This is a genomic window from Kitasatospora sp. MMS16-BH015, assembly GCF_002943525.1.
Taxonomy (GTDB): Bacteria; Actinomycetota; Actinomycetes; order Streptomycetales; family Streptomycetaceae; genus Kitasatospora.
Genome location: NZ_CP025394.1, coordinates 2,195,374 through 2,209,294, shown reverse-complemented (window position 1 = coordinate 2,209,294; position 13,921 = coordinate 2,195,374). Strand labels below are relative to the sequence as shown.

The window sequence follows — 13,921 nt, the reverse complement described above, 5'->3', positions numbered from 1 at the left end:
CCGGACTGTTTCCGGGTGGGGCTCACACTTCTCGCCCGAGGGGAGTTGGCGGGGCTTCATCCTCCCGGAACACGCAGGATCGGAGCATTCCGGGGAGGGCTCGGATTCCTGCTGCTGATCGATCCGGTGTTCACCCTGCACTTCCCGGACGACAGCACCCTCCTGGTCGAGGCCGTCGCCGACGGCGAACGGCTCGTCCTCACCGCCCGCGACCGCTGAGCCGGATCGACCCGGGGAGCCAGCTCAGCGTCCGGACTCACCTCAGGCGACGGTCAAGGAACCGGCACCCCGTCCTCCGGCTCGAACGACGGGGTGCCGGTGAACCCCGTCCAGCCGGCGCTCGGGCAGGAGCGGGGCGGTGGCCGGGGTTTCGGGATGTCGGGCGGCACCCGCCGCCAGCTCAGCTTGACTCTGTCGGGGATCTTGGTGTTCGGCTGCTGGTGATCATGACGGCCTGTCAGTCTTGGGGTGTAACGCTCTGTGAGACTGATGAGGAGTGAGAGATGTCGGCGGGGGCCCGGCGCCGGGCGGCCGCCGAGGCGGGGATCACGGGCGCGGCCACCGCCCGTGACGCGGACGACCTCGTGCGCAACACCGCGCTCTACCTGCGGATCGTCCAGCGCCTGCTCCGCCTGGACGGTTCGACCCCGGGCCCCGGGGGACGCTGAGCGGAGCGGCGGATGGCGCCCCGGCGTCGTAGGTGGGGGATCATGGCGCCGACCGATCGACGGCCGGCCCGCCGGGGCTTCCGCGCAGGGCGTGGCGAACAGCAGAGACGAGGTACGCCATGAAGCTCGCCTTCGGGTGGAAACTGCACGGGGACGGGCGCTCCCCGCAGCCCGGGGCGGTGGTCAGGCCGGACGAGCGGCTCTCCTGGGGGCGGACGGTCGGGCTCGGGGCGCAGCACGTGGTGGCGATGTTCGGTGCCACCTTCGTCGCGCCGGTGCTGATGGGTCTTGACCCGAACCTGGCGGTGATGGTCTCCGGCATCGCGACGGTCTTCTTCCTGCTGGCCACCTCGGGGAAGATCCCCTCCTACCTCGGGTCGAGCCTCTCCTTCGTCGGCGTGGCCGCGGTGATCAAGACCCAGGGCGGGGACGCCGCCACCCTCACCGGCGCGCTGCTGGTGGTGGGTGCCGTGCTGGCGGCCTGCGGGGCCGTGGTGCGGGGCTTCGGCGCGCGGGTGATCCACACGGTGCTGCCGCCGGTGGTGACCGGCGCGGTGGTCATGCTGATCGGCTTCAACCTGGCCCCGGTCGCGGCCGGCACCTACTGGCCGCAGGACCAGTGGACGGCGCTGCTCACCATGGCGTTCACCGCGCTGGCGCTGGTGGTGCTGCGCGGGTTCTGGTCCCGGATCGCGATCTTTCTCGGGCTGGTCTTCGGGTACGTGGTCTCCTGGCTGTTCGACCTGGTCTTCGGCAGGATCCACTCCTCGGTGGGCGGCGGCCCGGCGGCCGACCACTGGCGGCTGGACTTCTCCGGCGTCGGCAAGGCCGACTGGATCGGGCTGCCCTCGCTGCACGCGCCGAGCTTCTCGGCCTCGGCGATCCTGGTCGCCCTGCCGGTGGTGGTCGCGCTGATCGCGGAGAACGCTGGGCACGTCAAGGCGGTGGCCGAGATGACGGGCGAGCCGCTGGACGACCGGATGGGCACGGCGATCATGGCGGACGGTGCGGCCACCGTGCTCTCCACCGCCGTGGGCGGCCCGGCCACCACCACCTACGCGGAGAACATCGGCGTGATGGCCGCGACCCGGGTCTACTCCACCGCCGCCTACTGGTGCGCGGCCGGCTTCGCGATCCTGTTCGGCCTCTGCCCCAAGTTCGGTGCGGTGGTCGCCGCCATCCCGGGCGGCGTGCTGGGCGGCATCACCGTGGTCCTCTACGGCATGATCGGCCTGCTCGGCGCCCAGATCTGGATCCACAACAGGGTCGACCTCACCAACCCGCTGCACCTCGTGCCGGTCGCGGCCGGGGTCATCGTGGGTATCGGCAACGTCACCCTCAAGTTCTCCGACACCTTCGAGCTCGGCGGCATCGCCCTCGGCACCCTGATCACCCTCCTCGGCTACCACGCCCTCCGCGCCTTCGCCCCGGCCCACCTCAAGCACCCCGCCCCACCCCTGCTCGACGCCGGCACCACCGAGTACGACGACACCCGGTCGGGCAGCTGAGTACCCCCGGCGCTTAGGGGGCGGGGCGGGTTCCGGTCTAGGGTTGGGGGGAATCGCTGTGATCACTTCCTTCTGTTCCTTCTGTGGCGAGGAGCTGCTGCCTTGTACCCGACGCGTCCCCGCAGTGCCCTGCGTACGGCTGTGGTGTGGGAGGTGGTGGCCGCGGCGTTGAGCAGGCGGGCCGCCGAGTTGGACCAGCCGGTGCTGGACGTCCTGGACACCGGGGGCGGGACGGGCAACTTCGCCGTGCCGGTGGCCCGGTTGGGGCACCGGGTGACGGTGGTGGACCCGAGCCCGGACGCGCTGTTCGCGCTGGAGCGGCGGGCCGCGGAGGCCGGCGTCACCGACCTGGTGCGGGCGGTGCAGGGGGACACCCAGACGCTGCCCGAGGTGGTCAACCCCGGGGCGGTGGACGCGGTGCTCTGCCACGGCGTGCTGGAGGTCGTGGACGACCCGGCCGAGGCGCTGGGCCACCTGGCCGGCACGCTGAGGAAGGGCGGGCTGATCAGCCTGCTGGCGGCCAACCGGAACGGGGCCGTGCTGGCCCGGGCGCTGGCCGGGCACTTCAACGAGGCCAAGGCCGTGCTGGAGGCGGCGGACGGCCGCTGGGGCGAGGGCGACCCGATGCCGCGCCGGTTCACCGCCGAGGAGCTCGGCGGGCTGGCCGAGGCGGCCGGGCTGCGGGTGGAGTCGGTGCACGGGGTGCGGGTCTTCGCCGACCTGGTGCCCGGGGTGCTGGTGGACACCGAGCCCGGGGCGGTGGAGGCCCTGCTCCGACTGGAGCAGGCGGCCGCCGAGCAGCCCGCGTTCCACGCCGTCGCCACCCAGTTGCACCTGCTCGCCTCGCTGACCTGAGCCAGGCCTGAGCCAGGCCTGAGCCAGGCCCGTGCGAGGGCCTGAGCGAGGCCCCGAGCTATCCCCGGAGGACCGGCCTGAGCAGGGCCGCGGATTGGTTCCGGGGTCTCGGGCACTTGTCCGGCCCCCCCGGCGTTGGGCACGGTGCGGGACACCACGGTGACGTGGCCCGGGCCACGCCGGTTCGACCACTCCGAACCGGCCCGGAGGACCGTATGATCTGGGTAAAGCCGGAAAGCATGACAGCCAGACGCATGGGGCATATGGACCACACAAGGCCGGGCCAGGGGTGGACTGGTTGCCCCGCGACCGACGAGTAGGAGGACTCCGTGCCGCTCTCGGAGCACGAGCAGCGACTGCTCGAGCAGATGGAGCGAGCGCTGTACGCCGAAGATCCCAAGTTCGCGTCAGCGCTTGAGGGAACCGGGCTGCGCACCTACACCCGTCGGAGGGTCTACCAGGCCGCCGCAGGGTTCGTGGTGGGCATCGGCCTCCTGATGGGGGGCATGGTCGCCCAGCTCATCTGGGTGAGCGTCGTCGGGTTCCTGGTGATGCTGGGCTGCGCGGTCCTCGCCGTCACAGGCTGGAGGCGTGGCCCGGTCGGGCAGGGGGCAGGTCCGAAGCCGACCTCGCCGCCGCGACGAAAGGCCGGTGTGATGGACCGGATGGAACAGCGCTGGCAACGCCGCCGGGACGAACACGACGGTATGTGACCGGTACGGAGACCTACCGAAGAGGGCGGGCAGTCCGTGGACTGCCCGCCCTCTCGCGTGCTCGGGTGCCGGGGCCGCCTCAGCCCCGGCGGCGGAAGCGGGCGGTGGCCCGTTCGACCCGGCCGCGCAGGCGGGCCCGGGCGGCGTCCTGGCGGGCGGCCAGCGCGTCGGCCCAGCGGCGGCGCAGGCGGGCCGAGGAGGCCGGGAGCATGGTGGCCCGGGCCCGGGTGCGGCGGCCCGCCGCCTGCCGGAGGGCCTCGGTGGCCTGCCGGACGTCGGCACCGAGCGGCGCCTGCGGGGCCGGGGCGTCCGCGTACAGCACCCGTTCGGTGGCCAGCGCCACCCGTCCGGCGGCGGCCCGGGCGCCCTCGTCCAGGTGCCCGGCCTCGGCCAGGCGCTGGACGGTGCGGCGCGGGGTGGCCGCCTCGTCCGGCGGGATGCCCAGGTCCCAGGCGGAGTCGATCAGCTCCTCCCAGGCGGCCAGCACCTGGGCCTCGGTGAGCTGCGGCGCCCCCGGCAGGTGGCGGCCGCCGCCGAGCCTGCGACGGCGCAGCCGCAGGCGCCAGAGCATCGGCCCGCAGACCAGCGCCGCCAGCAGCAGCACCAGGCCCAGCACGGCGAGCGCCTGCCAGGTGAGGAACCACGGGGTGTGGTGCGGGGCGACGATCACGGCGGGCTTCTCGTTGCCGCAGTCGTCGAGCTGGTGCGCGCGGGCGGCGCAGCTGCTGCTGGAACTGGGGCGGGCGCCGGCCTGGTCGCTCGCGGCGCTGCTGGGGGCGGCGCTGGAGGCGGACGGGGCCGGGGCGGCCTGCTCGTGGGTGTAGGCGGGGGTCGAGCCGCGCCGCGGGGTGGGCTCGAACCGCAGCCAGCCGGCGCCCTCGAAGTACAGCTCGGGCCAGGCGTGGTAGTCCTCGCTGCGCTCCAGGTACCTGCCGTCGCCCAGGTCCTTGCCGGGGGCGAAGCCGATCGCGACCCGGGCCGGGATGCCCAGGCTGCGGGCCATCGCGGCCATCGTCCCGGCGAAGTGCACGCAGAAGCCGGTCTTGTCGCTGAGGAAGCGCAGGATGGCGTCGTTGCCCATGTTGTCCGACCGGTCCGACAGCTTGAGGCTGTACTGGAACTCGGGGCCGGTGAACCAGTCCTGCAGCGCCACCGCCTGGTCGTACGCGGTGTGCTTGTCCCGCGTCATCCGCTGCGCCGTGGCCTTCACCTCGGCCGGCAGGTCCGGCGGCAGTTCGAGGTAGCGGCCCAGGACGGCGGCCGGCGGGGCCGGGGCGTGCCGGAGCTGGTCCGGGGTGGGCTGGAGGTCCTGGCTGGTCACGGCGTAGCTGATGCCGAGCAGCTTGTGGCTCTGGTTCTTGACCAGCTCGCGGTTGGTCGGCTCGAACTGCCAGGAGCCGGGCACCCGGACCCGGGTGGCCGGGTAGGGCATCGGCAGCCACTGGAGGTCGAGCTTGTCGGTGGTGGTGACCTGGGTGCCGACCGAGCTGCGCGGGATGGCGTCGCCCAGGCCGGGCACCGCCGGCAGCGTCTCCGGCACGTCCGTCAGCGGCTGCTTGGAGGCGCTCCACTGCCGGCCGTCGAAGGTGTCCAGGGCCGCCGTGCGCATGTACATCTGGGCGGCTTCGGGCGAGTCGGTCTGGTAGGTGAAGAGCTCCACCGGGCTCGGCAGGTTGAGGCTGCTGGAGAGGTTGACCACCGGGTTGAGCGAGGTCAGCCCGAGCCCGTTGCCCTTGCCGGGGCCGTTGCCCAGGCCGCTGCCGTCCACCAGGCCGAGGCCGCCGCTGGGCACGAAGACCGGCAGCACCAGGGCGCAGACCAGGGCCAGCAGGCCGATCCGGTGGCCACTGTGCGAGAGGGTGCCGCCCTGGGCGCCGGAGCCGTGGAAGACCCGGCCCCAGCGGGAGAGCCGGTCCTGGCCCTCGGCGAAGAGCAGCAGCAGGTAGCCGAAGGCAGCCAGCAGGAACCAGAACCAGGCCCCGCCGCCCCCGGTCAGCCCGGTGCCCACCGAGTAGAGGGCCAGCAGCGGCAGGCCGGCCACGGCGGCCCGGCGGTAGGTGACGGCCAGCGCGTCCACCGCCACGGCGATCAGCGCGACCGAGCCGGCCAGCATCAGCTCCAGGCCCGGGTGGGCGGGGGCCGGGATGGCGTACTCGCGGATGTCCTGCCCGGCCTCGACCAGCAGGTCATTGACCGCCTGCACGGCGCGGGTGCCGGGCAGCAGCCCGTACGCCATCGAGGAGGCCACGCTGGTCAGCAGCAGCGCGTAGACCACCACCACCAGCTGGGCCAGCACGGTGAGCGGGCGGGGCAGCGCCAGTCGGCGCAGCCCGGCGCCGGCCCCGGCGGAGACGGCGATCAGGAACATCGCCTGGCCGACCCAGCCGGCCGGGTGCAGCAGCGGGGTGAGGCAGAGGGCGGCGAGGGCGGAGGCCAGCGCCGAGTACAGGGTCAACTTGGCGCGGGTGGTCACGAGCCGACCTCGTTCCGGTAGGGGGCGGCCTGGGCGGTGCGGTCGGCGAGGCGCCAGAGGGCGGGCAGCGAATCGCCGGCCCGGGCGGGCAGCACCGTCCAGCCGGCCTCGCGCAGCCGCTGCTCGGCGGCGGAGGACCGGCGCTCGGTCTGGAGGCCCTGGAGGATGGTGAGCCCGGACCAGCTGGCGGTGTCGAGCAGCAGCGCCACGGCGCTGTCGGCCCGGCGGCGCAGCCGGACCAGCCGCTCCAGCTGCTCCTCGTCCACCTCGCCGAGCACGGCGACCAGCAGGCCCTCGCCGCCGAGGCGCAGCACCTCCTCGGCGCGGCCGAGGCCGCCGCCGTCGGAGTGCTGCACCACGGCCAGCGCGTCGAGCAGCAGGCCGGCGGATTCGGCGGGGGTGCCCGCGCCGCCGGCCTCGGGGCCGGGCACGGCCAGGCCGGTGTCGGTCAGCAGCCGGGTCTGGTAGCCGCGCTCCAGCAGGTGGGTGCCGATCGAGGCGGCGCAGCTGACGGCCCATTCGAAGGAGGAGGCGGGGCCGCTGCCCCGGTGGGCGATCTCGCGGGTGTCCAGCAGCACGGTGGCGCGGGCGCGCAGCGGCTGCTCCTCCCGGCGCACCATCAGCTCGCCGTAGCGGGCGGTGGACTTCCAGTGCACCCGGCGCAGGTCGTCGCCGTGCCGGTACTCGCGGGGGATGACGTCGTCGTCCCCGGCCAGCGCGAGGGTGCGGTTGTTGCTCTCGCCGTGGCCGACCGACTCGCCGGGCAGCCGCACCGGCGGCAGGGCCTGCACCTGCGGCACCACGGTGAGCACGTCGGCGGCGCTGAACGCCCGGGTCAGCTCGCACATGCCGAAGGGGTCGGCCACCCGCAGCTGGAGCGGCCCGAGCGGGTAGCGCCCGCGCAGGTCGGAGCGGACCCGGTAGGAGACCTCGCGGTGGCCGCGCGGCTCGACCCGGTCCAGCACGAAGCGCGGGCGCGGGCCGAGCACGTACGGCACCTTGTCCTCGAGCAGCAGCAGGCCGGTGGGCACCCGGGAGACGTTGTCCAGCCGCAGGTGCACCCGGGCCTCCTGGCCGGCGGCGGCCCGGTGCGGGGTGAGCCGGCGGCCGGAGGCGACCCGGTAGCGGGTGCGCAGCAGCAGGAGGGCGGCGGCCAGCGGCAGGGCGGCCAGCAGCATGCCGACCTGGAGCAGCGCGTCCTGCCCGAAGACGTACGCGCAGAGCACGGCGGTGACGCCGGCCGCGAGGAAGGCGCGGCCCCGGGTGGTGAGGCCGCGCAGGCCCTCGCGGAGGCCGGAGAGCTGCTCGTGCCCGTCCTGCCGGCGGGGGGTCTGCTGCTGCGGGGTCTGCCGGTGCGGCCGCCCCGTCACGCCCGCCCCTGCGGGCGGGGGATCGGCAGCCGGGCGATCAGGTCCTGGACGATCTGCTCGGTGGAGCGGCGGCCCAGCTGGGTCTCGGCGGTGGGCAGCAGGCGGTGCGCGAGCACCGGCACGGCCAGCGCCTGGATGTCGTCGGGCAGCACGTACTCGCGCCCGTCCAGGGCGGCGGCGGCGCGGGCCGCGCGGACCAGGTGCAGGGTGGCGCGGGGGGAGGCGCCCAGGCGCAGCTCGGGGGAGGTGCGGGTGGCGGCGACCAGTTCGACGGCGTACCGGCGGACCGGCTCGGCCACGTGCACGGTGCGCACGACCTCGATCAGCTTGAGGATGTCGTGGGCGTGGGCGACCGGGGTGAGGTCGTCCAGCGGGTTGGCGCCGCCGTGCAGGTCGAGCATCCGGTACTCGGCCTCGGTGCTCGGGTAGCCGATGGAGATCCGGGCCATGAAGCGGTCGCGCTGGGCCTCGGGGAGGGAGTAGGTGCCCTCCATCTCCACCGGGTTCTGGGTGGCGATCACCATGAACGGCGAGGGCAGCTCGTAGCTGGTGCCGTCGACGGTGACCTGGCGCTCCTCCATCGACTCCAGGAGGGCGGACTGGGTCTTCGGCGAGGCGCGGTTGATCTCGTCGCCGACCACGATCTGGGCGAAGATCGCGCCGGGGCGGAACTCGAAGTCGCGGCGGTTCTGGTCGAAGACGCTGGTGCCGGTGACGTCGGAGGGCAGCAGGTCGGGGGTGAACTGGATCCGGCGCACGGTGCAGTCCACCGACTTGGCCAGCGCCTTGGCGAGCATGGTCTTGCCCACCCCGGGCACGTCCTCCAGCAGCAGGTGGCCCTCGGCCAGCAGCACGGTCAGCGCGATCCGGACGGCCTCCGGCTTGCCCTCGATGACGCTCTCCACCGAGGCCCGGACGCGCTCGACCACCGCATTCAGCTCGTGCAGCCCGGTGGGGCGGGCAGCGGCGCCGCCCGGTCCGGCGGCGGTCTGTCCGTTGAACGTCGTCACGCTTGTGCTCCCAGCCTCTGTCCCCGGCTCCCCCGTGATGGGTCCGGTCCACCCCGATGACGCGGCCGTCCGGCACGCGGCCAGGCCGCCCCAGGTGGTACGGGGCGCGCCTGCCCGCGCATTGTCCCCCGTCAGGTGGGGGAAAGTCACCCGGACGAATGACCCGTGCCGGATTCCCGATCGGTCAGCGGACAGGACGCCGGAGAGGGGCCGGGGGTTCCACTCAGTGGATCTCGCGGAGCAGACCGGTGTGCACGTCGAAGACGAAACCGCGCACATCGTCCGTGTGCAGCAGGAAGGGAGAGGTCCGTACCCGCTGCATCGACTGGCGCACGTCGCCGTCCAGGTCGACGAAGGATTCCACCGCCCACTGCGGGCGCTGGCCGACCTCCAGTTCCAGCTCCCGGCGGAAGTCCTCGGTGAGGCCCAGCAGACCGCAGCCGGTGTGGTGGATCAGCGCGATCGAGCGGGTGCCCAGTGCGCGCTGGCTGATCGTCAGGGAGCGGATGGTGTCGTCGGTGACGACCCCGCCGGCGTTGCGGATGACGTGCGCGTCGCCCAGCTCCAGGCCGAGCGCGGCGAAGAGGTCGAGGCGGGCGTCCATGCAGGCCACCACGGTGACCTTCTGCACCGGCCGGGCGTCCATGCCGCCGTCCTGGAAGGTGACGGCGTAGGCGCGGTTGGACGCGACGAAGCGGTCGATGATGGCCGGGGTGGCCTCGGAGTCGGCAGCGGCGTTCGGCGCTGACTCTCGGGTCGGCTCGGGGGTCACTGTCATACCTCTGACGCTAATAGGATTTCGGCCCCCGTGGTGATGACGGGGACGGCTGGTTCGCCGGTGTGATGGAGCACATAGCGGAGCGCGTGCGGCGCATGCCCGGCCTGTCCCGGTCTGTCCGGCGCGCGCCCCGGGTGGCACGGCCCCCCCGGCGGGTGCCGGCTCGACCGGCCGCACCGCCGCGACCTGCGGGAACGGATACCTCCGCCCGGGTGGTGCGCCGTCGCGGACGATTGACTCGGCACCCTGCCGCGATAGAGTTGCGGCGCAGTGGAGCACACCCGCCGCGCCCCGTCAACCGCGCGCCGGGCGGCCCGTACGCAGCCCGTGGCCTCCACCCGCTCCGTCGCCACCTGACACACCTTCCCCGGTGCCGGGCGGCCACTCCTTCCCCAGGCGAGCGGGCGGGGACCACGGGCGGCGTGCGGCCGGTGGCGCCGGTGTGCGGGGGAGTGGCCCACGGTGCGCGAGAATGGTGCGATCGAATCCCCGGGTCACCCACTGACGGGGACGCCACCGGACCGACGAAGGGCCCCACCGCGCATGAGCACCGAAGACCCGGCCGTGACCGGCGAAGACCCGGCCGGCAAGCACGTCTCGGTGATGCTCCAGCGCTGCGTGGACGCGCTGGCCCCCGCGATCTCCGCGCCCGGCGCGGTGGTGGTCGACTGCACGCTGGGCCTCGGCGGCCACAGCGAGGCGCTGCTCACCCAGTTCCCCGAGGTCCGGCTGATCGCCACCGACCGCGACCCCTCGGCGCTGCGCCTGGCCGGTCAGCGGCTGGCCCGGTTCGGCGACCGCGCCACCCTGGTGCACGCCGTCTACGACGAGCTGCCGCAGGTGCTGGCCGGTCTTGGCATCGACAAGGTGCAGGGCATCCTCTTCGACCTCGGCGTCTCCTCCATGCAGCTGGACGAGGCCGAGCGCGGCTTCGCCTACGCGCAGGACGCGCCGCTGGACATGCGGATGGACCAGACCCGGGGCCAGACCGCCGCCGACGTGCTCAACACCTACAGCCACGGCGAGCTGGCCCGGATCCTCAAGTTCTACGGCGAGGAGCGGTTCGCCGGGAAGATCGCCTCGGTGATCCTGCGCGAGCGCGAGAAGGAACCGTTCACCAACAGCGCGCGTCTGGTCGAGTTGGTCCGTAACGCCATCCCGGCCGCCACCCGGCGGACCGGCGGCAACCCGGCCAAGCGGACCTTCCAGGCGCTGCGGATCGAGGTCAACGGCGAGCTGGAGGTGCTGGACCGGGCCATCCCGGCCGCCCTGGACGTGCTGGCCGTCGGCGGCCGGATCGCCGTGATGTCCTTCCAGTCCCTGGAGGACCGCCTGGTGAAGCAGCACTTCGCCGCGGCGGCCACCAGCACCGCCCCGCCCGGGCTGCCGATCGTGCCGGAGGAGCACCAGCCCTGGCTCAAGCTGCTCACCCGGGGCGCGGAGCTGCCCACCGAGGAGGAGATCGAGGAGAACCGGCGCGCCGCGTCCGTGCGGCTGCGCGTGGCGGAGAGGATCAGGGACCGGAGCACCTCCCGGGGCTGATCAGGCCTGATCGAGGCTGATCAGGGCTGATCTTGGCGGCGGGGGCGGAACGGCGAGGGAGAAGAGCGGTGCCGGTGGTCGGCGGGAGGACCCGGGAGCGCGGAGCGCTGCCCGGGCAGGGGGGCCGGGCCCGGCTCAACGTACGGATCGGGGTGCGGCCGGCGCGGGGGCGGGTGCCGTTCGTGGTGCTCGTGGTCGCCCTGCTCTCCGGCGGTCTGTTGGGCCTGCTGGCCCTCAACACCGCCCTCAACGAGGGCACCTTCGAGCTCTCCCGGCTGCAGAAGCAGACCACCGAGCTGACGGACCAGCAGCAGACCCTCCAGAAGCAGATCGACCAGGGCTCGGCCCCCGACGCCCTGGAGCGCCGCGCCCGCGAACTCGGCATGGTCCCCGGCGGCGACCCCGCCTTCCTCGGTGAGGACGGCAAGGTCCTCGGCAAGCCCGGCCAGGCCAAGGACGACCCCGCCGTCCCCCGCTCCGGCAACGAACTCTGGGGCAAGCCCACCGCCGCGCCGTCGGCCCCGGCGGCACCTTCTGCAGCGCCGAGCACCGCCCCGAGCCCGACGGCCTCGGACGGCACCGGCGTCCAGATCAACACGGCCCCGCCGGCGACCACAGGGGGTACGGCGCGATGAGGACGACTTCGGACAGCCCCCGGCCGGCTCTGGGCGTGGGCGTTGGCGTCGGTGTCGGTGTGATGAGGACGGCTTCGGACAGCCGCCGGCCGGGCCCGAGCGGAGGTACGGCGCGATGAGTACGCCACGTCAGCCCGGCGGCAACGGCCCGCGCCGCCCCCGCCCCGGCGAGGGCCCCCGCCCGCCGCGCCCGCGCACGGGCGAGCCCCGACCCGGCGCCGACGGCCGCCGCGCGGCCGATCCGCGCCGCGCGGACGCGCCCCGGCAGGGCGAGGGCGCCCGGGGCTCCGCCGACGGCCGCCGCGCAGTGGACCCGCGCCGCGCGAGCGACCCCCGGCGGGGAGCCGACCCGCGCCGCACCACGGACCCCCGTCGCAGCCCCGACCCCCGCCGCACCGCCGACCCCCGGCGTGGCAGCGCCCCGCGGCGGCCCGCCGCCAGGCGGCCGGCTCCGGTGGCGCGGGTGATCCGGCTGGCGGATCCGCGGCGGCGGCTGCGGTTCCTGACGTTCACGCTCGCGCTCGTGCTGGTGGTGTTCGGCGGGCGGCTGGTGCAGCTGCAGCTGCTGGATTCGGACCAGCTGGCGGCCGGGGCGGTGGCGAACCAGTACGTGGACATGCCGCTGCCGGCCCCGCGGGGGGCGATAACGTCCGCGGACGGGGTGGTGCTGGCGGAGACGGTGGACGCGTACGACATCACCGGGGACCCGACCTTCTACACGCCGGACAAGCTGCACGTGCCGGACGGCCCGGAGCAGGCGGCCGCGCTGCTCGCGCCCATCCTGGGGCGGACCAAGGAGCAGCTGGCGGCGGCCCTGCACACGCCGAAGACCAAGTGGACGATGCTCGCGCCCCGGCAGAGTCCGGAGACCAAGAAGCAGATCACCGACCTGAAGGCGGAGCTGGGCAAGCAGGCGTCGAGCAAGGCCTGCTCCGCCGAGAAGCTGCTGCTGGGCAAGCCGGCCGAGCAGGGCGGGCGGCAGTACCTGGACGCCTCCTGCGTGAACCCGCTGGTCGGCGTCATCCCGACCGACAGCAAGCGGCGGACCTACCCGGCGAACGGGCTGGCGGCCAACCTGGTGGGATTCACCAACGCCGACGGGGTCGGCACGGGCGGTCTCGAGCTGCAGTACGAGAAGGAGCTGGCCGGGCGGGCCGGCCGGGCGGCCGGGGCCTCGGTGGGGGGCCGGGCGGTGGCGACCGGGAGCGGGAGCCAGCCGCCGGTGCCCGGCACCGACCTGCGGCTGACCATCGACCAGGACATCCAGTGGGCCGCGCAGCGGGCCATCACCGACCAGGTGGCCAACGCCGGGGCGGAGAAGGGCTACGTGATCGTCCAGGACGTGAAGACCGGTCAGATCCTGGCGATGGCCACCTCCCCGGGCTTCAACCCCAACGACCTCGCGCACGCCAGCTCCGCGCAGCTGGGCAACGCGGCGGTCCAGGACGCGTACGAGCCCGGCTCGACCGCCAAGCTGATGACCATGGCGGCGGTGCTCGACACCGGCACCGCCGACTGGAACGCGCACGTGACGGTGCCCAACACCCTGCAGCGCTCGGACCGGGTCTTCCACGACGACGTGGACCACGAGACCTGGTACCTGACGCTCGCGGGGGTGCTGGCGAAGTCCTCGAACATCGGCACCATTGAGGCGGCCGAGCACCTGGGCAAGACCCAGGCGGAGTCCAACCAGGTGCTCGGCGACTACCTGCACCGGTTCGGGATCGGGCAGAGCACCGGGATCGGCTTCCCCGGCGAGACCAAGGGCATCCTGGCCAAGCCGGAGGACTGGAAGGGCTCGCAGCAGTACACCATCCCGTTCGGCCAGGGCCTGAGCGTCAACGCGCTCCAGGCCACCTCGGTCTTCTCCACCATCGCCAACGGCGGGGTGCGGGTGGCGCCGAGCCTGCTGGCGGGCACCACCGGGCCGGACGGCCGGTACGTGCCGAGCCCGCCGGGGGCCGAGACCCGGGTGGTGAAACCGGAGACGGCCAAGACGCTGTCCGAGATGTTGGAGTCCGTCGTCACCGACGAGCAGGGCACCGGCAACAAGGCGCAGATCCCCGGCTACCGGGTGGCCGGGAAGACGGGAACGGCCAACCGGGTGGACCCGAAGACCGGCAAGTACTCGGGGTACACCGCCTCGTTCATCGGCTTCGCGCCGGCCGACGCCCCCCGGGTGACGGTCTCCTGCGTGATCCAGGACCCGGTGAACGGCCACTTCGGCGGCCAGCTCTGCGGTCCGGTGTTCAAGCAGGTGATGGAGTTCACGCTGAAGTCCTTGCAGGTCGCGCCGAGCGGCAGCGAGGCGCCCAATCTGCCCGTCGACTGGAAGCCCTGATGAGGGACCACCCGGCCCAAGGTGATGA

The 13,921-nt window shown here is 73.9% G+C and carries 10 protein-coding genes and 1 pseudogene; 7 read left to right on the top strand and 4 right to left on the bottom strand.

Annotation, left to right across the window (positions count from 1 at the left end; translation table 11 throughout):
• Window positions 1-506: 506 nt before the first annotated feature.
• The 4 genes and pseudogenes from CFP65_RS38820 to CFP65_RS09450 all read left to right on the top strand — a co-directional run.
• A pseudogene (locus tag CFP65_RS38820) lies at window positions 507-668 on the top strand (SAV_6107 family HEPN domain-containing protein); the annotation flags it as partial.
• Between the two features lie 119 nt (window positions 669-787).
• Window positions 788-2,176: a uracil-xanthine permease family protein gene (locus CFP65_RS09460; RefSeq protein ID WP_104815689.1), complete on the top strand. Its 1,389-nt coding sequence runs from the start codon at window positions 788-790 to the stop codon at window positions 2,174-2,176.
• 102 nt (window positions 2,177-2,278) lie between these two features.
• Window positions 2,279-3,031, top strand: coding sequence for a methyltransferase domain-containing protein (locus CFP65_RS09455; RefSeq protein ID WP_104815688.1), 753 nt, complete (start codon window positions 2,279-2,281; stop codon window positions 3,029-3,031).
• A 329-nt stretch (window positions 3,032-3,360) separates the two neighbouring features.
• Window positions 3,361-3,744, top strand: coding sequence for a DUF3040 domain-containing protein (locus tag CFP65_RS09450; protein ID WP_104815687.1), 384 nt, complete (start codon window positions 3,361-3,363; stop codon window positions 3,742-3,744).
• A gap of 79 nt (window positions 3,745-3,823) precedes the next feature.
• Here CFP65_RS09450 and CFP65_RS09445 read toward each other — a convergent pair whose 3' ends face one another.
• From CFP65_RS09445 to CFP65_RS09430, 4 genes are all read right to left on the bottom strand, one after another.
• Window positions 3,824-6,217: a DUF3488 and transglutaminase-like domain-containing protein gene (locus CFP65_RS09445; protein WP_104815686.1), complete on the bottom strand. Its 2,394-nt coding sequence runs from the start codon at window positions 6,215-6,217 to the stop codon at window positions 3,824-3,826.
• On the bottom strand, window positions 6,214-7,587 hold the full coding sequence (locus tag CFP65_RS09440) for a DUF58 domain-containing protein (RefSeq protein WP_104815685.1): 1,374 nt from the start codon (window positions 7,585-7,587) through the stop codon (window positions 6,214-6,216). The genes CFP65_RS09445 and CFP65_RS09440 overlap by 4 nt, the downstream gene beginning before the upstream one ends.
• Window positions 7,584-8,534 carry an AAA family ATPase gene (locus tag CFP65_RS09435; protein ID WP_371682523.1) on the bottom strand — a complete coding sequence of 317 codons (951 nt, stop codon included), beginning with the start codon at window positions 8,532-8,534 and terminating at the stop codon, window positions 7,584-7,586. The genes CFP65_RS09440 and CFP65_RS09435 overlap by 4 nt, the downstream gene beginning before the upstream one ends.
• A 286-nt stretch (window positions 8,535-8,820) precedes the next feature.
• Window positions 8,821-9,375, bottom strand: coding sequence for a carbonic anhydrase (locus CFP65_RS09430; protein ID WP_104815683.1), 555 nt, complete (start codon window positions 9,373-9,375; stop codon window positions 8,821-8,823).
• A 543-nt stretch (window positions 9,376-9,918) separates the two neighbouring features.
• On the opposite strand from CFP65_RS09430, the gene rsmH reads away from it, so the two are divergent.
• The 3 genes from rsmH to CFP65_RS09415 all read left to right on the top strand — a co-directional run bounded on the left by rsmH (window position 9,919) and on the right by CFP65_RS09415 (window position 13,893).
• Window positions 9,919-10,917: a 16S rRNA (cytosine(1402)-N(4))-methyltransferase RsmH gene (gene rsmH, locus CFP65_RS09425; RefSeq protein WP_104815682.1), complete on the top strand. Its 999-nt coding sequence runs from the start codon at window positions 9,919-9,921 to the stop codon at window positions 10,915-10,917.
• Between the two features lie 68 nt (window positions 10,918-10,985).
• Window positions 10,986-11,552 (top strand): septum formation initiator family protein, encoded by a 567-nt coding sequence (locus CFP65_RS09420; protein ID WP_158702111.1) that lies wholly within the window; start codon window positions 10,986-10,988, stop codon window positions 11,550-11,552.
• A gap of 115 nt (window positions 11,553-11,667) precedes the next feature.
• A complete protein-coding gene (locus tag CFP65_RS09415) occupies window positions 11,668-13,893 on the top strand; it encodes a penicillin-binding protein 2 (protein WP_104815681.1) in 2,226 nt (741 codons plus the stop codon).
• Window positions 13,894-13,921: the final 28 nt, after the last annotated feature.